24 protein-coding genes are annotated in these 18,915 nt (G+C 41.7%); all 24 read right to left on the reverse strand.

Translation table 11 applies throughout. The features are described 5' to 3' along the window. Positions 1 to 3: 3 nt before the first annotated feature. The 24 genes from flhB to codY all read right to left on the reverse strand — a co-directional run bounded on the left by flhB (position 4) and on the right by codY (position 18,879). A complete protein-coding gene (gene flhB / locus NV379_RS05850; RefSeq protein ID WP_258206355.1) occupies positions 4 to 1,113 on the reverse strand; it encodes a flagellar biosynthesis protein FlhB in 1,110 nt (369 codons plus the stop codon). 37 nt (positions 1,114 to 1,150) lie between these two features. Beyond that, positions 1,151 to 1,939, reverse strand: coding sequence for a flagellar biosynthetic protein FliR (gene fliR, locus NV379_RS05855; RefSeq protein WP_258206356.1), 789 nt, complete (start codon positions 1,937 to 1,939; stop codon positions 1,151 to 1,153). Between the two features lie 12 nt (positions 1,940 to 1,951). After that, positions 1,952 to 2,221 carry a flagellar biosynthesis protein FliQ gene (gene fliQ / locus NV379_RS05860; protein WP_258206357.1) on the reverse strand — a complete coding sequence of 90 codons (270 nt, stop codon included), beginning with the start codon at positions 2,219 to 2,221 and terminating at the stop codon, positions 1,952 to 1,954. A 13-nt stretch (positions 2,222 to 2,234) separates the two neighbouring features. Further along, on the reverse strand, positions 2,235 to 2,996 hold the full coding sequence (gene fliP, locus NV379_RS05865) for a flagellar type III secretion system pore protein FliP (protein ID WP_258206358.1): 762 nt from the start codon (positions 2,994 to 2,996) through the stop codon (positions 2,235 to 2,237). Continuing rightward, positions 2,993 to 3,616: a flagellar biosynthetic protein FliO gene (locus tag NV379_RS05870; RefSeq protein WP_258206359.1), complete on the reverse strand. Its 624-nt coding sequence runs from the start codon at positions 3,614 to 3,616 to the stop codon at positions 2,993 to 2,995. The genes fliP and NV379_RS05870 overlap by 4 nt, the downstream gene beginning before the upstream one ends. Before the next feature lie 35 nt (positions 3,617 to 3,651). Then, positions 3,652 to 4,014 (reverse strand): response regulator, encoded by a 363-nt coding sequence (locus tag NV379_RS05875; RefSeq protein ID WP_258206360.1) that lies wholly within the window; start codon positions 4,012 to 4,014, stop codon positions 3,652 to 3,654. Positions 4,015 to 4,041: 27 nt separating this feature from the next. Then, entirely contained in the window at positions 4,042 to 5,301 is a 1,260-nt protein-coding gene (gene fliY, locus NV379_RS05880) for a flagellar motor switch phosphatase FliY (protein WP_258206361.1), read from the reverse strand. Continuing rightward, complete coding sequence (gene fliM, locus NV379_RS05885; protein ID WP_258206362.1) at positions 5,291 to 6,292, reverse strand: flagellar motor switch protein FliM; 1,002 nt, start codon at positions 6,290 to 6,292, stop codon at positions 5,291 to 5,293. The genes fliY and fliM overlap by 11 nt, the downstream gene beginning before the upstream one ends. A gap of 43 nt (positions 6,293 to 6,335) precedes the next feature. Then, complete coding sequence (locus tag NV379_RS05890; RefSeq protein ID WP_258206363.1) at positions 6,336 to 6,800, reverse strand: flagellar basal body-associated FliL family protein; 465 nt, start codon at positions 6,798 to 6,800, stop codon at positions 6,336 to 6,338. Position 6,801: 1 nt separating this feature from the next. Further along, on the reverse strand, positions 6,802 to 7,026 hold the full coding sequence (locus NV379_RS05895) for a flagellar FlbD family protein (RefSeq protein ID WP_258206364.1): 225 nt from the start codon (positions 7,024 to 7,026) through the stop codon (positions 6,802 to 6,804). A 71-nt stretch (positions 7,027 to 7,097) separates the two neighbouring features. Continuing rightward, positions 7,098 to 7,910, reverse strand: coding sequence for a flagellar basal body rod protein FlgG (flgG, locus tag NV379_RS05900; protein WP_258206365.1), 813 nt, complete (start codon positions 7,908 to 7,910; stop codon positions 7,098 to 7,100). A gap of 90 nt (positions 7,911 to 8,000) precedes the next feature. Next, a complete protein-coding gene (locus NV379_RS05905) occupies positions 8,001 to 8,393 on the reverse strand; it encodes a TIGR02530 family flagellar biosynthesis protein (protein ID WP_258206366.1) in 393 nt (130 codons plus the stop codon). Further along, positions 8,383 to 8,850, reverse strand: coding sequence for a flagellar hook capping FlgD N-terminal domain-containing protein (locus NV379_RS05910; RefSeq protein WP_258206367.1), 468 nt, complete (start codon positions 8,848 to 8,850; stop codon positions 8,383 to 8,385). The genes NV379_RS05905 and NV379_RS05910 overlap by 11 nt, the downstream gene beginning before the upstream one ends. A 38-nt stretch (positions 8,851 to 8,888) precedes the next feature. Next, the gene (locus NV379_RS05915; RefSeq protein WP_258206368.1) at positions 8,889 to 10,349 is read right to left on the reverse strand and encodes a flagellar hook-length control protein FliK; all 1,461 of its coding nucleotides are present in this window, start codon (positions 10,347 to 10,349) and stop codon (positions 8,889 to 8,891) included. Positions 10,350 to 10,385: 36 nt separating this feature from the next. Further along, positions 10,386 to 11,303, reverse strand: coding sequence for a MotE family protein (locus NV379_RS05920; protein WP_258206369.1), 918 nt, complete (start codon positions 11,301 to 11,303; stop codon positions 10,386 to 10,388). A 38-nt stretch (positions 11,304 to 11,341) separates the two neighbouring features. After that, complete coding sequence (gene fliJ / locus NV379_RS05925) at positions 11,342 to 11,788, reverse strand: flagellar export protein FliJ (protein ID WP_258206370.1); 447 nt, start codon at positions 11,786 to 11,788, stop codon at positions 11,342 to 11,344. Between the two features lie 10 nt (positions 11,789 to 11,798). Further along, positions 11,799 to 13,124 carry a flagellar protein export ATPase FliI gene (gene fliI, locus NV379_RS05930; protein ID WP_258206371.1) on the reverse strand — a complete coding sequence of 442 codons (1,326 nt, stop codon included), beginning with the start codon at positions 13,122 to 13,124 and terminating at the stop codon, positions 11,799 to 11,801. Continuing rightward, a complete protein-coding gene (locus tag NV379_RS05935) occupies positions 13,121 to 13,960 on the reverse strand; it encodes a FliH/SctL family protein (protein ID WP_258206372.1) in 840 nt (279 codons plus the stop codon). Before NV379_RS05935 ends, fliI begins: the two co-directional genes overlap by 4 nt. Continuing rightward, positions 13,953 to 14,969, reverse strand: a complete 1,017-nt coding sequence (fliG, locus tag NV379_RS05940; protein WP_258206373.1) for a flagellar motor switch protein FliG — start codon at positions 14,967 to 14,969, stop codon at positions 13,953 to 13,955. The genes NV379_RS05935 and fliG overlap by 8 nt, the downstream gene beginning before the upstream one ends. Positions 14,970 to 14,981: 12 nt before the next feature. After that, on the reverse strand, positions 14,982 to 16,574 hold the full coding sequence (fliF, locus tag NV379_RS05945) for a flagellar basal-body MS-ring/collar protein FliF (protein ID WP_258206374.1): 1,593 nt from the start codon (positions 16,572 to 16,574) through the stop codon (positions 14,982 to 14,984). Positions 16,575 to 16,617: 43 nt separating this feature from the next. Continuing rightward, on the reverse strand, positions 16,618 to 16,917 hold the full coding sequence (gene fliE / locus NV379_RS05950) for a flagellar hook-basal body complex protein FliE (RefSeq protein ID WP_258206375.1): 300 nt from the start codon (positions 16,915 to 16,917) through the stop codon (positions 16,618 to 16,620). Positions 16,918 to 16,940: 23 nt separating this feature from the next. Beyond that, on the reverse strand, positions 16,941 to 17,390 hold the full coding sequence (gene flgC / locus NV379_RS05955; RefSeq protein WP_258206376.1) for a flagellar basal body rod protein FlgC: 450 nt from the start codon (positions 17,388 to 17,390) through the stop codon (positions 16,941 to 16,943). 3 nt (positions 17,391 to 17,393) lie between these two features. Next, complete coding sequence (gene flgB, locus NV379_RS05960; protein WP_258206377.1) at positions 17,394 to 17,807, reverse strand: flagellar basal body rod protein FlgB; 414 nt, start codon at positions 17,805 to 17,807, stop codon at positions 17,394 to 17,396. Positions 17,808 to 18,093: 286 nt separating this feature from the next. Continuing rightward, positions 18,094 to 18,879, reverse strand: a complete 786-nt coding sequence (gene codY / locus NV379_RS05965) for a GTP-sensing pleiotropic transcriptional regulator CodY (RefSeq protein ID WP_258206378.1) — start codon at positions 18,877 to 18,879, stop codon at positions 18,094 to 18,096. Between the last annotated feature and the right edge of the window lie 36 nt (positions 18,880 to 18,915).

The raw sequence follows: 18,915 nt of genomic DNA on the forward strand, positions 1-18,915 counted from the left end.
GCTTTACGCCCTCCTCTCCCGGCTAGCTCCTTTGCCTTTGGCTTTATACACGTATGCTAGCACTTCAGCTACTGCTTGGAACAAGTCTGCCGGAATCGATGAACCAATATCAACTTGCGCGTATAAAGCACGAGCTAGAGGTTTATTTTCCATCGTCACAATGCCATGTTCTCTTGCTTTTTCTTTTATTTTTTGCGCGACATAATCCGTACCCTTAGCAATTACAGTTGGCGCATCCATTTTGCCGGATTCATACTTAATCGCTACTGCAAAGTGCGTCGGGTTTGTAATAATAACATCCGCTTTCGGAATTTCCTGCATCATCCGCATTAGCGCCATGCGCCGCTGCTTTTCCTTAATCTTCGATTTGATGAGCGGGTCCCCTTCGGACTTCTTATATTCATCCTTAATGTCTTGCTTCGACATCCGCAAACTTTTCTCATATTCATACTTCTGGTACATGTAGTCGAATACAGCTAAAGCAATTAGGATTGCCCCAATCTTAATACCCAACATGAGTGTGATATGGGATACATAAGACAGGGACTGCTCAACAGGCATGTGACCAATCGTTAGCAGCTTTTCTTTCTCATTCCAGAATGTAAGGAAAACGACAATCCCGATTATGAATGTTTTTAAAATCGACTTCACAAATTCAATTGCCGATCGCATAGAGAAAATACGCTTGAAGCCTTCGATCGGATTAAGCTTATTAAGCTCGACCATAAGTGGCTTAGTTGTAAATAAAATACCGACTTGTGCATAATTCGCGACCAAGGCGAACACTAAAGTTAAAAGCAAAATCGGTGCTAATATCAAAAAGCTGTCATACAGCAAGGTCGTAAAATACGCTTGGAGATTCTCCATCGTCATTTCCATCAACAAACGATTATTTAATGTGTCATTCATCAGATCTGTCAGCTTAGTTTTCATGCTGCCGCCGTACAAGAAAAAAAACAGGAAGGTGAAAAATAAGATTAACGCAGCTGGCAGCTCCATGCTTTTTGCTACTTGACCTTTTTCACGTGCTTCCTGCCTTTTCTTGGGTGTTGCACGTTCTGTTTTCTCTTGGGAAAACAACTGCAAATCAAGCTGCAAAGCATATGGCTTCATGGACTTTCTCACCCCCACTTGGACAATCAATGAATGGTTACTTCGTATTACCGCCGATGACATTCATCAAATTTTCCATTGTGCGGAACATGTTTACGAATACATCTTGGAAGATCGTTAACATCTCAGGCATTAGAATAACGACTAGTGCAACACCTACAATAATTTTCAAAGGAATACCAATAACGAAAATATTAAATTGTGGCGCTACTCGGGTCAGTAATCCAAGCCCGACATCTGTTAAGAACAATACAGCAACAACGGGTGCTGCAATCTGAAATGCCAATTCAAACACCTTCGCAAAAGTCTGAACGAGGAACGTAGAAATTTGACCATCATACATTTTTGCAAATGTGTCATTCATAAGTGGAACCCACTCATAACTGTCCATAATTGCTTGTAAAAGCGTGTGATGTGCATTAAAAGCGAAGAATAGCATCACAGCCAGCATAAACTTGTAGTTACCAATTAACGGTGCAGATACACCTGTCATCGGATCAATAATATTCGACATCCCGAATCCAATTTGTAGATCCATGAACGAACCTGCGATCTGAACAACAGTAAAGAACATATAAGCAACGAAGCCGAGCAACAAACCTACTAATATCTCGCGTATAATGGCAAACACAAATTGAAAGTCCAGCGGGACTGGTGTCTGTGTTCCAATTGCTGCAAACACAATGTAGGACACCATAACAGCGAGTCCAATCTTAAATTGCATCGGCACATTTCGCGAAGAAAAGATAGGCGTTACGACAAAGAAAGCGCTAATTCGACACAAAATAAGCAAAAATGTAGGGAGAAGTTGTTGAACAATTTCCATCTCATTCACAACCTACCCGATGTATTTGTAAAGATTATTCAAAATGCCATACGTATAATCAACAAGTATCGTCATGATCCATGGACCAAATAAGAGTAAAGCAATGAGCACAGCTACAATTTTCGGAACAAATGCAAGCGTCTGTTCTTGAATTTGAGTTGTTGCTTGGAAAATACTAATAATTAGTCCAACGCCTAAAGCGATGAGAAGCATGGGTGCACTTGCTTTTAGAACAACGAATACAGCTTCACTAGCTACACGAATAACAAATTCTGGACTCATGTACTCCCCCCACTCACGTATAGCTCAGCAGTAGCGACTTCACAACCAAATACCAACCATCTACAAGAATAAACAGTAGGATCTTAAACGGAAGTGAGATCATAACTGGCGGCAACATCATCATCCCCATAGCCATCAGGGTTGACGCGATGATCATATCAATGACGAGGAATGGAATAAAGATCATAAATCCCATTGTGAATGCTGACTTCAATTCCGATATCGCAAAAGCTGGGACAAGCGTAGTTAATGAGACATCTTCGGGTCCTGTTGGCTCTTCTGCTTTCGCATAGTCCACAAATAACTTCAGATCTTTCGTACGCGTATGATCCCACATGAACTTTTTAAGTGGCAACGCTGCTTTTTCCAAAGCAATCGTCTGGTTAATCTCACCCTTGATATAAGGCTGAATGGCCGTTTGATTCACTTCCCCGATTGTCGGCGCCATAATAAAAAACGTAAGGAATAACGCTAACCCAATCAACACTTGGTTGGGTGGCATTTGCTGCGTACCAAGTGATGTACGTACAAATCCGAGGACGATTACAATTCGGGTAAAGCTTGTCATTAAGATCAGAATCGATGGAGCTAGGCTTAGCACCGTTAGTAGCAACAATAACGATATGGTACTCGATGCACCCTCTGCACCCGTAGATGAGCCTATATTCAGGTTGATGCCTGGAATGGGATCAGCTGCTAGAGCAGTATTCGCTCCAAACGAAAACATCATGATACTCGCAATTATCGTTAAGAAAAGCAGTCTCTTTTTTGTCATTCGTCATTCAACCGATCTGCATCTGATTGCTTGTTCTGTAATAACTGTTCGACTCTTTTGTTGCGATTCTGCGTATGCTTCATTTTCTGGGCTAACACTTGTTGAAAAGATGCAGTCACATCATCATCGCTTGGAGTTTCTACATTTTTATTACGCAAATTTTGAATCCACTGCATTACAGAAGGAAACTGCGGGGAGGCAGTTCGTTCTGCAAGTACGTCAGTTATGTAAGCAATTTCTTCTGGATCATCAATTTTGTCCAGCACGCGAATGTCATTACCAACACCGACAATGTATAAGAAATGGCCTATTTCAACAATCTGAATGGATTTGTTTGGACCGAGTGGGACGCCTCCCATTGATCGGACTGATCGACCAAACTTCGTCATGCGGTTCTTTCTCGTGATTAGTCTCATTAAGCCATAAAAGAGGGCAAGCATAAGCAGCAATACCCCAATCACTTTCATTAGCAACATGAAATTATCATAACTACCACTGCTGCCTACACCCTTTACATCACTTGGTAGTTCATCACTTGCATAGGCAACAGTTGAAAAAGAAACGAAGAAAGCCGCAATGCTAGGCGTCAGCAGATGTAGTTTAGTGGGTCTACGTCTCAATGGTTACATTCCCTTCGGCAGTGTTAAGCCAGGGCTTAACCTAAAGTTTTCTTGATAGCTTCGATTACACGATCTGCTTGGAAAGGCTTCACGATAAAGTCTTTAGCACCTGCTTGAATGGCATCGATAACCATCGCTTGTTGACCCATTGCGGAACACATGATTACTTTAGCATTCGGATCAATCTTCTTAATTTCTTTCAATGCTTGAATACCGTCCATCTCAGGCATTGTAATGTCCATCGTAATTAGATCAGGGTGCAGTTCTTTATATTTTTCAATCGCCTGCGCTCCGTCATTTGCTTCACCGCAAACTTCGTAACCATTCTTCGTCAAAATATCACGGATCATCATTCTCATAAATGCAGCATCATCAACAATTAAAATTCGGTTTGCCATTGTAAATACAGTCCTCCTAAAAATGAGTTATCTAATCTTTTGCATGCGGTCCCATTGACTCACAATATCAGTGACACGTACCCCGAAATTCTCATCGATAACGACTACTTCACCTTTAGCAATCATTTTATTGTTAACAAGAATATCAACTGGCTCTCCCGCCAATTTGTCGAGTTCGATAATTGATCCTTGTGACAACTCCAAGATTTCTTTAATCACTTTATGTGTTCGACCGAGTTCTACAGTTACTTTCAGTGGAATATCAAGTAAAAGTCCCAAGTTGGTTGCATCTACTTGTCCATATCCCTCTGCTGCTAAATCACCGAACTGTGCAGGTTGAACATTCACGTTGCGATTAGGCATTCCACCATATGCTGCTGGTTGATGTGTAGGCATTGGTTGTTGCTGATACATCGGATTTTGGTAACCAGGATCATATTGTGGCTGCTGTGGTGCATAATTCGGTATGATTGGTTGCTCGTAGTGCGCTACCATAGGTGTTGTCTGAGCTGTATGCGGTGGTGTTTCTTGAACACGATTCGTTGGTGGTGCTGACTGAACAACCGGCTGAGCTTGAATTGGTTCAGGTTCTATTGGCATACTCGCATCTCCTATTAAACTAGTCACCATCTCACGAGCAAATGGAATCGGAAGCAATTGCATAATATTGGAATCAATTAAATCGCCAATCGTTAAACGAAAGGACACCTTTATTAATACGTCTTCCTGAGGCAATTTCCCTTCTCCCTCAGGCAAATTTAATATGTCAATTCCTGGAGGGGAAATATTGACAAATCGATTAAAGATCGTTGACATCGACGTTGCCGAAGATCCCATCATCTGATTCATCGCTTCTTGCACAGCGCTAATATGAATCTCAGATAGATCATCAGCAGCTGGATGACCATCGCCACCCATCATTAAATCGGCGATAACTTGTGCATCTCTCGTCTGAATAACAAGTAGATTAATGCCATGAAAACCTTCCACATAGTTCACATGAACAGCAACGTGCGGTCTTGGGAATTCGCGAATCAGTTGATCTTTAGCGATAACGGAAACTTGCGGCGTTGTGATTTCTACCTTTTTCCCAAGGAGTGTTGATAATGCTGTCGCAGCAGAGCCAAATGTAATATTACCAATCTCACCTAGAGCATCTTGTTCCAACATGGACAAGTAATCTTCTACCTGTGGATTTGGATCTACAACACTACTTGCAGCTGTTTCACTTGTTTGTCTTAACAAAGCATCAATTTCTTCTTGTGATAAATAATCTTTACCCGTCATTCTTCTCAACCCCTTCGCTTCTAACGATTTCTGTAATTTGAACGGCCATCTTCCCTTTAACCGTACCAGGGCTGCCTACGTATTTCAAAAGCTCTCCGACCTTCAGATCAAGAGGTTGATCAACCGATTTATCTAATTTGATTACATCGCCTGGACCTAAATTTAAAAATTCATTGATCGTAATTTGCGATGAACCAAGTTCAGCAATAATTGGCAGTTCTGCTTTCGTTAAGCGAGTCTGAAGTGCATCAATTTCTTCTTGTGCTCTTGTTTTCTTTTGTGAAACAAACCAGTGATGTACAGAAAGCTTATGCATGATCGGCTCAATCACAACGTGCGGAATACATAAATTAATCATCCCTGTTGTATCGCCAATCTTCGTGCTGAGCGAGATCAATGCAATCGTCTCATTCGGAGATACAATCTGCATGAACTGCGGATTCGTTTCTAATGCTTCTAGTCGTGGCTTAAGATCAATGATCGTTTTCCAAGCTTCTTGAAGACTTTCAAAAGCTCTCGAGAAAATGCGCTCGATTACTATCGTTTCAATTTCAGTTAAAGCTGTTATTTTTGTAGGAGATACACCAACCCCGCCGAGTAGGCGATCCAGCATAGCAAAAGCTACGTTGGGGTGAACCTCCAGAACCATTCTTCCTTCCAAAGGTTCCGCTTCGAAAATGTTTAAAATGGTCATTTTGGGAATGGAACGAATAAATTCGTCATATGGCAACTGCTCGACTTGAACAACGTTAATTTGTACAAATGTACGAAGTTGAGCGGAGAAATACGTCGTTAAATATCGAGCAAAATTTTCATGAATTCGAGTTAAGCTGCGAATGTGATCTTTCGAAAAGCGAACTGCCCTTTTAAAATCGTAAGCTCGTACTTTTTTCTCGGACTCTTCCTTCTTTAATTCCTCTGCATCCATTTCACCGGAAGATAAGGCTGCCAGTAAGGAATCTATCTCATTTTGCGATAACACATCAACCATCGAAGTCACCCCCTTCATGCATGAATTCATATACCATGAAAAGCTACTGAATCACTTTGTCAGTGATTGAGATTTGCTTGATTGTTCCTCGTTTAAGTAGCGGATTCAAGCGATTCATCAAGGCAGAGACAAGGTTGTCATTTCCTTTGCTACCTTGCAATTGATCCACTGTCATGTCATTTAATGTTCGGATGATCGTGCCTTTAACTTGCGAATCAAGTAAGTTTTCGAAGTCTTCCTTCGTTTTTGAATTTTCGAGTTCAAATGCAAGTGAGATACGCACTACGCTTGTAATTGGCATTAAGTTTGTCGCTATTTCTTTTACAATTACGGTATTTGCTTTAACTTCTTTGGGTGTAGGTGCTTTCGTTGCTTTTGTTTCTGTCGTTACTCCTGTTTCTGTAGCCGAACTTTTGTCCATGTAATTCCAAATAAAGAAAGAGGCAACCAAGATTAGCGTAATCGATATTAAAATAATGATAACCATAGATAATAAACGATTTTTCATGTTAAGAATCCTCCTTTGTTTCTTGTGACAATACGGCCGCCCGAACAGCCCCAATGTTCTGCATATATTGCTGTACAAGCTCGACTAGCACAGTCGATTTCTCAAGAACTGTGATCTTTTTGCCAGTCGTCAGCGTAATCATCGTATCCGGAGTCTCCTCGATTACTTCGATTAAAATCGCATTGACTATGATCTTTTTACCGTTAAGACGCGTAAGAGAAATCATTATTCTCCTCCAATATTTGGTTTAGGGGAGATTGACTCTCCCCCTTTAACCTTAATCTAATTACTTACGAATTATCGTTTCAGATTCACCACTTCTTGAAGTACTTCATCTGAAGTTGTAATGATTCTGGAGTTCGCTTGGAATCCACGCTGAGCAACGATCATTTCTGTAAATTCAGCCGTCAAATCCACGTTGGACATTTCAAGTGCGCCAGAGATAATTGCACCAAGTCCATCTGTCATTGGATTTACAATCTCAACACCTTCTACATCTTCTACTGAGTTTTGGTTCATGCGGTATAAGTTGCCGCCTACCTTCTCAAGACCAGCAGGGTTAATCACATTGACAAGTCCGATTACTTTATCATTTACAGTTGATCCATCTGTTTTCTTTTCGATAATTTGACCTGTCTTGGAAATTGCAAATGCTTCTGTATCATCATCCAAAGTGATTGTTTCTCCACCTGGTCCAAGAACGAACAAACCATCTGCATTCACCAATTGACGAGCTGCATCTAGAGTAAAGTTACCTGCACGGCTAAGCAGCGTAGGACCGTCCTCTGTTTCTTTCAATGCGAAGAATCCATCTCCATCAATACGAACATCCGTTGGAACGTTCGTCGTCATTGCACTACCTGGTGTATGAATGGTGTCCATTGCAGCAATACCTACGCCTAGACCAATCTGCTTCGCATTCACACCGCCGACTGCTCCTGCCTCAGGAGCAGTAATACCGGATACTGTCTGACTTAGAATATCTTTAAACATCACGCGGCCGCCTTTAAAACCTACCGTATTTACGTTCGCGATGTTGTTACCAATTACGTCTAACTTCGTTTGAAAACCTCTCATACCTGAAACACCAGAATACATAGACCTTAACATGGAACATCCTCCATTTCGTATCACACGTATTAGATTTACTTTCGCTTCGATCGATCCACGAAAGTATGGGCTTCCCGTTAGGGTCCGGCCCTATGAAATAACAACTGCACTATCAATTTGAGTGAACACATTATCCTTCATGGATAACCCATCCATAGCAGTTACGACTGTCCGATTCGGTACATTCACAATTAGTGCGGTTCCACCTAGTACCATAAGTGTGTCTTTTGCGCCTTTTGCAGCAGCCTTGTCAATCGCTGTTTCAAGCTTCATGAGTTGTTCAGGCTTAAGTTCAATTCCTCGTTGTTGTAAGCGCATTTCAGCATGGTGACTAAACCGAACAAATTGTTTGTCCAATATGTGCTGAAACGGAGTTGCTTGAGCCCCTGTGCTAATCGATTTGTCAGTAGCAGGTGCTTTGCGTAATGCGGAGGGATGAATACCATTTGGATACATATGCCCAATGGTTATTTTATCCGCCATTTGCGTCCTCCGGATTCGTTTTCGGATTGTCATTCTCAATCTTAACGACTTTATCTAGAGGAATTTCTTCACCCTTCACGCTCGCATATTGAACGCCGCCCCGTATAAGAATGGAATCGACAACGCCAGACTTGGGAGCTAGCTCTCCTGTTTCACTTTGTGTCATCCAAGTTACGGATTTTCCAATTAAGGAAGATGCAGAACCTAGTGATTGACGAAGTAATTTCAATTCACTTGTCATGTTGCCCAACTGTTCAACTGACGTAAATTGTGCCATCTGAGCGATAAACTCTTTATCCTGCATGGGCTGCATAGCATCTTGGTTTCGTAGCTGTGTAATAAGCAGCTTAAGGAAGTCATCCTTCCCGAGAACCGAACCTGGTTCTTTCTTCGTTGGTTGACCGGATGCTGGTTTACCAATCACATCCTTCGGATTTACAAAAAGAGAATCTGCCATATATTAGCCTCTCCTTTCTCGTTATTCAATTTGCTAAACTAAACAGAAGCTTGGAAGAGACCACCTGTGCTGCGCTCTCTGATTCGTTCTTTCGCTTCAGCAATTTCCTGTAACAATTCGTTGTCGCTAGTTGTATATGTAATATTGTTGACCGAATCGCCTGTGTTTCCAGAACGACGTTCTTGTTGGAATGCTTGACCACGCTGCTGTTGTTGGAACATCGATGAGCCAAACTGGCTGCTTAGAGCAACTTCAAGCTTTTCGACTTGTAAACCTTGATTTTGAAGCATTTGTCTTAGCTGTGGAAGTTGGCTTTCAAGCAATTCTTTGGCAGCTGCTGTTTGTGCAGCAAACTGAGCCATCATATGTCCGTTTTGCATCGTAATTTTGACATCAATATGTCCTAAATGCTGTGGATACAAGCTTAACTTCGCTTCAGATACGCCTTCCCCAACTTTAACTTGAAGAGATTTAAAGACGAAACGACTCATTTCTTCTGCAAAGTTTGCTGCGTTCATCGTAGGCGTAGCTGCTTTCGCCACATCACTTGCTGTTCCCGTTAATTCTTTCAGTACGTTTCCAGCTTGCACGACATTAATGTTGGTTGCATCATCAACCGCAATCGATGCATCTTGGTGAACAGATTCACTTGAATCAGGATTCACTAGCTGAGCAGCACTCAAAGCTCCTTTTGACGTCAATAACTCAAGGGATGCGCTCGCCTTCGCTACATTTTTCACCCGATCCGTAGATTCAACTGTCACCATTCTCTTGCCATCAGTAGTGTCGCTTTTTGTAGAAGCAGTAATCGCTTGTTTGTTATCTAGCTTCTCAACAGGTTGACTATTATCACCAGAAACCAGAGTGCTAGATTCAATGGCTGCACTTAGCTGACTATTCGGGTTTAGACTTGCTGCTATCGCCTCGTTGTAAGGTGCTAATACGTTCTGAAGCTGAGCTTGTAGATGCTGAACAAATGGTTGATCCGGTTGTTTGTCCATAAGCTGTGTAAATTGAAGCAGTACTTGCTGCAATTCACTCGTTTGTAATGACCCACCATCTACCGACAGGTTTAATAACGTCTGATTCGATTGAAGCAACTGTGATGAGTTGGAACCACTTGTAGTATTCATAGCTTGTAAGAGCGCCATTGCATCTTGTAACCACTGCTGTATATTCGGATCATTCGTTATCTCTTGAGCGAGTGCAGGATCGTTCTGAATCGCTTGTACGAGCTGCTCAGCAACATTCGCATCAATTGGACTGTCTTGCATCGACTCAATCGTCGGAGGCAGGATAGATAGTGCCATCATGACGCTCATATTAGCATCCATTTGCTCACTAGTTGGTTCTGTGCCAACTTGAGATACAAGTAGTCCTGCAAATACATCCTTACCCGTTGAACCGGAGGATTGACCTAGTTGCTTACTACCACTTGAAGTCGCGTTTACGGAAGTCGTAGGTGCTGAGATTGATAAGGCTGGCATTTGTGCGTTCATTTTCTTTTTCACCTCCTTTCAAAGCACATAACGGTACTACTTTGTTAACAACTCAGCAATGTTCGCTGCTGCATCTTTATTCAAGTCTGTCATTGCGGACATTACCCGTGCACGAGATCCTGCATCCATCGAGGTTAGGATCGTCTTCACCTTAGCAGGTGTAACATCATGCATAGCGATTAACAAGCTTGCTGCACTCTTCGGAATCATATTAGCAAAGGTTTGTCCAAGATCATCTGAAGTCATCGTCTTTCCTTTACCTGCAGCTTCTTGAGCAAGTTTCTGACGCTCTTCCTGAGCTGCTGCTTCAAGATCACGCAGTGATGCTCCATCTTTTAGTGCAACAGAAACTTCTGCTGCTTTTTTCGGGTCCATCTTTTCTAAAACCTTTACACGATCATCGGATTTCATCATTGTTAGAACGAGTACGGATTCCTTGAGCGTCATATTTTCCAATATAGGCGCTGCTTTACTAGGATTCATTTTTGCAAATAAACTTGATAAATCTTGAACTTGCTTTGTAAAATCAACATCACTCTGAATTTTGGCTTTTAACTTATCTTCCAAAGCCGAATTCTTAAATTGTAAATCTTTTACTTCATCATCTTTTTGCGTTACATTTCCATTTGATTGTTCGATCTTGCTCTCTAACTCAGCAATTTTTCCATTTAACTGATCAATTGTATCGTCTTTTGCTTTCACTTCTTGTTCAGGAGATGTCGCTGATGATTTCGGATCCGTTGATTTCTCTTTTGGTGCAGGTACAAGTTTACTCACTCCTGGAATGTTATGAAGTGCATTTTGCACCCCACGCATCACATCGAAATCCAAAATCGTAAGCAACACGCCTAACAATACCGCTGTAAAAACGATAGGTATCAGAAACCAGATTAGAAATCGCTCCAATGCTCCATAAGAAGAGGAACTCTCTGTCTCCGTATTGGTGTTCGCCATCCCTATCCATTCCCCCTACCCTCATGCATTTTGTTCACTTATCCTGTGGACATTCTCAAAAATCGACTAGCAGCCATTTCATCAAGAAGATTTTGCTCTTTTTTCAGTTGCGTAGATGTGTATAGCTGTAAGGCTTTCTCACGAGCTTTGATCCAAACTTTCTCATCAACCATGCAATGTGTAAGCTGCTCTTGGTCTTGAGACACACGTCTTTGTGCTACACGGACATCTTGATTCTTCAGCTTGATCCGGTTGTCCAAATGATCTACATATTGCTGCATCTGTACCATCTGGCCAATTGGAATACTTTTGGAAGAAGCTTGATTCATTTGAGCAATGATCTGAAGTCGATTATCCAGCAACTCTTTTAAAGAGGACTCTTCTAGCTGTAATTGGCCAATTGATTGAGATAACTCTCTTTCCGCTTGATTTCGCTCTGACTCTTTTAAATCGAGAATCCCTTGAAACGTATAGCGAAAGCCCATTGATCATCACTCATCCTTTTGAGAATTCAGCGAGTAAGCGTTCTTTCGCTTCTTCACCTAATAATTTTTCAGTCACACTTTGCGCCGTATAGTCAGTTATCGCTTTGATATTATCAATCGAAAGATCAATGTCAGGATTAGAACCCTTCTGATAGGCCCCTAGATTGATTAGATCTTCGGACTCCCGATAGGTAGCTAACATTCTTTTGAGCTGAATAGCAGCGTCTTGATGCTCCTTGGAGGTGATCTCCGTCATAACACGCGACACACTCGACAGCACATCAATAGCAGGATAATGTCCTTTGCTTGCAATATTCCGGTCGAGAACAATATGTCCGTCCAAAATACCACGCACGGCATCCGCAATCGGTTCGTTCATATCATCACCATCAACTAAAACCGTGTAAAACGCGGTTATCGAGCCTTTAGCCGCTGTTCCCGAACGTTCTAATAGTCTAGGCAACATCGCAAACACCGAAGGTGTATAACCCCTTGTAGCAGGTGGCTCACCGACAGCTAGTCCAACTTCACGCTGTGCCATTGCAAACCGTGTTACGGAATCCATCATCAGCATGACATTGAGACCGCGATCTCGGAAGTATTCAGCAATAGAAGTCGCAATGAGTGCTCCTTTAATCCGAATAAGTGCCGGTTGATCAGATGTTGCTACAATGACGACTGACCGAGCTAGTCCTTCAGGACCTAAATCTCGTTCAATAAAATCGAGTACCTCGCGACCACGTTCCCCAACTAACGCAATGACGTTAACATCCGCTTCGGTATTGCGTGCGATCATACCCATCAAGGTACTTTTACCTACCCCTGATCCTGCAAAAATACCCACACGCTGTCCCTTACCTATCGTTAGCAATCCATCAATACAACGCACCCCTACACTTAGTGGTTCGAGTACACGAGGTCTTGTTAATGGATTACTTGGTGCATTGTTCGTCGAGTAATTCGCCATTCGCATCGGTAGGAACGAACCGTCCAGCGGTTGTCCCAGACCATCTAATACTTTACCAAGCAGTTCGTGCCCAACTTGAACAGAAAGTGGCTTGCCTGTGGCTACGACGTCACATCCAGGACCGATAGAATCGAGTTCACCTAGAGGCATCAAGATAACCTTGTTACTCTTAAAACCAACGACCTCCGCCTTCAGCGGCTCTTTGGACTTTAAGGGGTAAATGTAACAAACCTCACCAATACTAACGACTGGACCTTCCGACTCGACTGTAAGACCAATAACCTGAGTCACTTTTCCATTTACACGTACGGTGTCGATATTATTTAGTGCCTCGGTGTATTTACTTGCTTGTGGGATAGGTCTATTCACGACAAATCACCTTCATCCCGAACTGCCATTTGCAAGAGCACACTCTTAATCTCTTTCATTTGCGTATCGATTCTTGCATCAACTGATCCATAGGATGAACGGATTACACAACCCTCATCATTCACTGTAGAATCGGGTAAGATTTGCAACTCAGCCTGAGAATCAATCGACATCAATAATTCCTCACGAGCATTGTTAATGTAAGCAAAATGTTTAGGCGACACACAGAGGGTAATGACACCTTTCTCCTGTCTGCGCGCCAGTACATTTCGAATCATTTCTAATGTCCACTCTGGTTCGATACTTAATTGACGACTAATGACTTTCTCTGCAATAGAGGAACTGAGTTCGATTAAGAATGGTTCTGACTCACCAATGATTTGCTCCTTAATCTTGTGCGCATCATCTAAGATGGCTCGTGCTTCCATAAGCATCGTTTCATAACGAGATAAGATCTCATCCTCCGCTTTGGTAATCCCCTCAGCGTAACCTTGCTCATATCCATCTGCTTTTGCAGTGTTAACGAGCTCTTCATCATCCGCACGACGTTCTGCCCACCAAGTGTCGATATCCTCTCGAACTTGATCTTTCACGAGGTTCGCTTCTTCAACCGCTTGCGCAATTTGAGCTTCAGCGAACGCCTCTGCATCACCGATGATTTGACTCTTGAGTTGTTCTGCTTCTTCTAATTTCTTGCGTTGTCTAGCCGACCACTCTTTTTCTTCTTCATCATCTGCTAGATCTATTGAACTACGTAAATAATCAAGTGAGACAGCTTCGATAATTTTCTTATCATCCAACGATCGATAGGAGATTGGCTTGATCACGTTAGACAATAATATCATCTCCTCCACCACGAGCTATGATGATTTCCCCTGCTTCTTCTAAGCGACGAATCGTCGCCACAATGCGAGTTTGTGCTTCTTCAACGTCACGCAAACGAACAGGTCCCATGAATTCCATATCTTCTTTGAACGTTTCCACCATACGCTTGGACATGTTGCGGAAGATCGCATCGCGAACTTCTTCACTCGCCACTTTAAGCGCAAGCTGCAAATCTGCATTTTCCACATCACGAATAATACGTTGAATCGAGCGATTATCGATGTTAACGATATCTTCGAATACAAACATCCGTTTCTTAATTTCTTCAGCAAGCTCTGGATCTTGAATTTCAAGAGAATCCAGAATCGTTCTTTCCGTACCGCGGTCAACTCCATTGAGGATTTGTACGATCGCTGAAATTCCGCCTGCAGATGTATAGTCTTGAGTAACCGTCGATGATAACTTCTGTTCGAGCACACGCTCAACTTGAGAGATAACTTCAGGTGAAGTCGAATCCATCAATGCAATCTTCTTCGCAACCTCTGCCTGCTTTTCTTGCGGCAAGGAAGATAAGATAATGGAAGATTGATCAGGTTGTAGATAAGCAAGAACGAGAGCAATCGTCTGTGAGTTCTCATTTTGAATGAAGTTTAAAATTTGTGTTGGATCAGCTTTACGTGCAAAGTCAAACGGTCTAACTTGGAGTGTCATCGTTAGCTTATTGATAATATCAATAGCTTTCTGAGAGCCCAGTGCCTTCTCAAGAATGTCCTTCGCATACGCAATACCGCCTTGCGAGATGTATTCTTGGGCAAGACAAATCTGATAGAACTCAGAGATGATCATATCTTTGTCTGCTGCGTCTACCTTTCTTACGTTAGCGATCTCCATCGTCAACTGTTCAATTTCTTCTTCATTTAGGTGTTTGAATACTTGTGCTGACACTTCTGGTCCTAAGCTAATGAGGAGAATTGCTGCCTTCTGACGACCAGTTAACCCTTGTTGTGAAGATCTAGCCAAATAAGTTCACCTCTATTCCTCTACTAACCATGTACGAAGTAAACTTACGAATTCCTCAGGTTTCTTCTTCGCAAGAGTTTCGAGCTGTTTACGTACTTGATTGTCATTTGAAACATTTTCAATACTAATACTTGGGTGTTCAACCGTAACTGGTGCATCATAATCATACTCTTCAGCAGCTCTCTTACGTCTGCTTCTGACCACTGCAAACACACCAAGTCCAATTAATAATGCCGCTAAACCACCAATACCCGCATAAATCCAATTTACATTCGAATTTGTTGGTACTGTTCCAGGTGTTTGTGCAAATGAGTGCGGAATTACATTCACTTTCTTTGCAAGTTCATCATCTGTTATTGCTGGATTCACATTACCAAGAGCAGCACGGACAATAGAGACTAAAGCTCTTTCAATCGGCTCACGTACTTCTGGTGTCAGCGAAGCTGGATCATTCTTATTCGGCGGCTCTACCCCAACCGTAATACTTAAATCTTTTAGTTCATAAGGAGTACGCACAATATTGTTCGTGATATGATTCACTTCCGAATTTACAGTGCGTGTTGTTTTTTCTGAATTTGTCTTGCCTGCATTAGCGCCAGTTGGATATGTAGGTACATCAGTTTGGCCTGTTCCTGGTACACCGCCTGCAGCAGCCCCACCATCACTTGTATAAGATTCAGAAGCTTCCTGCAAGGAGATTTCTAACCCTTTTTGGTCCAATTGATTCGGTGCTGTAACTAATTTTTCAACCGTATTCTTCTGATCGAAGTTCATATTCGATGTGACATTGACGATAATCTTATCAGGTCCAAAGAAAGTACCTAAAAGTGTGCTTACACTGTTTTTGATATCTTTTTCAAACTTTGACTTGATATCCATATGACTTTCAATACTACCTAGGCTAGTTAGACTGTTATTTGCCCCCTCACCATTTGAAGGTTTGTACGTCTTGCCATATTGATCCGAAACTGTAATACGATCCGTCGGTAAATTCATTACACTATGGGACACGAGATTATACACGGTATCCACTTTGTTCTGATCAAGCTGGTATCCATCTTTTACTTGTAGTACGACAGAAGCACTTGCTTGATCCTTTTGTTTTGATAAAAATGCAGATTCCTCAGGTTTGTTAATCACAACATTCGCATCCGAGATTGCTTGAATACTGCGGATCATCTTGCGTAGCTCACCTTGCAAGGCATCTACATATTTTACGTTAAATTCTTTATCCGTTGTTGTAAGTGAACCTGAATCTCGGAAGATTTCATAGCCGCCTGATCCACCTGTCATCCAATTCTGTGAAGCAGAATCGATCATAACCGATGCCGATTTATTCTCGGGCACAGAGATGGACTTGCCATCTGGACTAAGCTTGTACTGTATTCCTGCAGATTCTAAATTTTTCTTAATGGATGCCGCTGCATCCGGTTGTAAGTTTGTAAATACAGGGGTGTATACTGTTCTCGACATACTCAAGGAAACGATTATCCCCGCTAGAATCAATAGTGCGACTGATGCGATCAAGATTCCTTTTTGCTTCTTACTTAATCGAGTCCAATACTGTTGGATTTTATTCCGATATTGGAGCAGTGTTTCGTTCACTATGCCACCTCATCCTTGTCAAATGTTTGAAAGCCCATTTGGATCAAATCTGCATGCGCATAATGTCCTGATACGCCTCGATTACTTTGTTCCGAATTTGAACGGTAGTTTCTAAAGCAAGTGCAGAGGTCTGTGCCGCTATCGTCAACTGGTGCACATCTGATAATTCACCTTTAGCGAATGACTCATTAAGCGTTTCTACTTTTTGCTGCCCCTCATTTAACTGATTCAAAGCATCATTTAACATATCGCCAAACTTTTGACTTAAGTCTGCAGCGCCAGCTTTGTTCGAATTTGTTACCGACATTCCGCTTGAAACCAATGGGTTAATTTTGTCGATCATTCTAGCCCTTCATCCTCTCTAGTCTATCTGCCAATTTCTAATGCTTTCGTGATCATTGCTTTAGAAGCATTTAAAGCAGTTACGTTTGCTTCATAAGAACGTGTTGCAGAGATCATATCTACCATTTCTTTCATCACATCTACATTCGACATCATCACGTAGCCATTCGCATCAGCATCTGGATGAGTAGGGTTGTACACGGGTTTGAACGGTGTCGTATCATCTACAATCTTGGTTACTTTTACCCCTTGTCCTGTTCCATCTGCCATCGCGCCTTGCAGCGTTTGAGCGAATGTTGGTTGATTGTTGGGTTCGAAGTTCACCATTTTTCTAGCGTAAGGCTGCCACTTTCCATTAACAAATTGTGCTCTTGTTGTATTCGCATTGGCGATGTTAGAACTGATAACATCCATGCGAAGCCGCTGTGCCGTTAAGGCAGAAGAACTAATATCAAACGAATTCGTAATTCTCATTTATTATCTTCTCCCTTCAATCACAGTGCGTACGCTTTGGAATTCATGATTCAATTGTTGAACCAATGTGTTATACCGAAGTTGGTTCTTAGCCATCAATGACATTTCATAATCGATGTCCACATTATTTTTATTATTATTCATAGCCGTTGTGTTGTCAGTTCGTAGTTCAGGAGTTATTGCGGACAACGGCTTGGCTCCTATATAAAAATGCCTTGGATCGGTACGAACACCTGTTAATTGCTTTCCACTTGTGTTCAATTGCTGCTCGAGGAGTTCCTCAAAGGCAACTTCAGATCTTTTAAAATTAGGCGTGTCCACATTCGCAATATTGTTTGCGACTACTTTTTGTCGAGTGGCAGAGGCATCTATCGATCTCTCTAACAACAATACACCTGGTTTATTAAGTGGAAACATGTTTTACCCCCAATTTGTTATAAAAAAAGACTATTTTACTCATTTTTTTCTTCGTTAATTCGACAATTATTTTTCCGACGTGTAGTATTCTCTATCAAAAAGCACATTTCCTTCTTTAAATCGACATTTTAGATGAATCTTTTGTTACAAACATATACATAAAATTTACTTTTTGTTGACTACGTTAATCATCTATAAAATTCCACCAACTTACAATAAGAAAAAAGCCCTATCTTTTAATAAGACAGGGCTCTTACTGGACTGTTTCGTTAATGAGTAAACAGTCTTAGCTTTTTAGTTTGTTCTGCTCGATTGCAGCAAGTAGGTTCTGATTCAGGATACGAATATACGTACCCTTCATCCCTAGGGAACGAGTCTCAATTACTCCAGCACTTTCCAATTTACGCAGAGCATTTACAATTACAGAGCGTGTGATACCCGCGCGATCTGCAATTTTGGATGCAACAAGAAGACCTTCTTTACCATCAAGCTCTTCAAAGATACGTTCAACTGCTTCTAACTCACTAAAGGAAAGAGAGCCAATTGCAACGGAAACCACTGCACGATTACGTGCTTCATGTTCTACTTCTTCAGTACGAACACGTAAAAGTTCCATAGCAACGACAGTTGCACCATATTCTGCCAATACGAAGTCGTCATCACCGAATGATTTATCTAGTCTAGATAAGACTAAAGTCCCAAGTCTTTCTCTTCCACCAATGATTGGAACGATGGACAAATACTCATAATCCGTATGTTCTTGAACCTCACGTGGGAAAGGATTCTCATCACTTTCGCGCAAGATGTTGGAGGAAGTTTCATTGTATTTCAATAATGCATTATTGTAATTATCAGGGAAACGACCTTCTTCTGTCACCAAGCGGCTAAATTCAAAAGAGAAAAGCGGGTTTTTAATCGCATAGCCAAGAATTTTACCATCACGGTTAACTACATAGCAATTAGCGTTTACAACATCACGTAGTACTTCTGCCATATCCACGAAGGATACGAAGTTTCCTGCTTCCTGCTGTAACAGTTTATTTAATCTGCGAGTTTTTTCTAATAATGTCATTTGTTATGCCTCCATTTTCAATACGTTCATTCTAGT

It is taken from the genome of Paenibacillus radicibacter (assembly GCF_024721995.1).
GTDB classification, from domain to species: domain Bacteria; phylum Bacillota; class Bacilli; order Paenibacillales; family NBRC-103111; genus Paenibacillus_AM; species Paenibacillus_AM radicibacter.

Excerpts from the sequence above, each read along its gene's own strand:
- flhB (WP_258206355.1), bottom strand. The coding sequence starts at position 1,113 with ATGAAGCCATATGCTTTGCAGCTTGATTTGCAGTTGTTTTCCCAAGAG.
- fliR (WP_258206356.1), bottom strand. The coding sequence starts at position 1,939 with ATGGAAATTGTTCAACAACTTCTCCCTACATTTTTGCTTATTTTGTGT.
- fliQ (WP_258206357.1), bottom strand. The coding sequence starts at position 2,221 with ATGAGTCCAGAATTTGTTATTCGTGTAGCTAGTGAAGCTGTATTCGTT.
- fliP (WP_258206358.1), bottom strand. The coding sequence starts at position 2,996 with ATGACAAAAAAGAGACTGCTTTTCTTAACGATAATTGCGAGTATCATG.
- NV379_RS05875 (WP_258206360.1), bottom strand. The coding sequence starts at position 4,014 with ATGGCAAACCGAATTTTAATTGTTGATGATGCTGCATTTATGAGAATG.
- fliY (WP_258206361.1), bottom strand. The coding sequence starts at position 5,301 with ATGACGGGTAAAGATTATTTATCACAAGAAGAAATTGATGCTTTGTTA.
- fliM (WP_258206362.1), bottom strand. The coding sequence starts at position 6,292 with ATGGTTGATGTGTTATCGCAAAATGAGATAGATTCCTTACTGGCAGCC.
- NV379_RS05890 (WP_258206363.1), bottom strand. The coding sequence starts at position 6,800 with ATGAAAAATCGTTTATTATCTATGGTTATCATTATTTTAATATCGATT.
- NV379_RS05895 (WP_258206364.1), bottom strand. The coding sequence starts at position 7,026 with ATGATTTCTCTTACGCGTCTTAACGGTAAAAAGATCATAGTCAATGCG.
- flgG (WP_258206365.1), bottom strand. The coding sequence starts at position 7,910 with ATGTTAAGGTCTATGTATTCTGGTGTTTCAGGTATGAGAGGTTTTCAA.
- NV379_RS05905 (WP_258206366.1), bottom strand. The coding sequence starts at position 8,393 with ATGGCGGATAAAATAACCATTGGGCATATGTATCCAAATGGTATTCAT.
- NV379_RS05910 (WP_258206367.1), bottom strand. The coding sequence starts at position 8,850 with ATGGCAGATTCTCTTTTTGTAAATCCGAAGGATGTGATTGGTAAACCA.
- NV379_RS05915 (WP_258206368.1), bottom strand. The coding sequence starts at position 10,349 with ATGAACGCACAAATGCCAGCCTTATCAATCTCAGCACCTACGACTTCC.
- NV379_RS05920 (WP_258206369.1), bottom strand. The coding sequence starts at position 11,303 with ATGGCGAACACCAATACGGAGACAGAGAGTTCCTCTTCTTATGGAGCA.
- fliJ (WP_258206370.1), bottom strand. The coding sequence starts at position 11,788 with ATGGGCTTTCGCTATACGTTTCAAGGGATTCTCGATTTAAAAGAGTCA.
- fliE (WP_258206375.1), bottom strand. The coding sequence starts at position 16,917 with ATGATCGACAAAATTAACCCATTGGTTTCAAGCGGAATGTCGGTAACA.
- flgC (WP_258206376.1), bottom strand. The coding sequence starts at position 17,390 with ATGAGAATTACGAATTCGTTTGATATTAGTTCTTCTGCCTTAACGGCA.
- flgB (WP_258206377.1), bottom strand. The coding sequence starts at position 17,807 with ATGTTTCCACTTAATAAACCAGGTGTATTGTTGTTAGAGAGATCGATA.
- codY (WP_258206378.1), bottom strand. The coding sequence starts at position 18,879 with ATGACATTATTAGAAAAAACTCGCAGATTAAATAAACTGTTACAGCAG.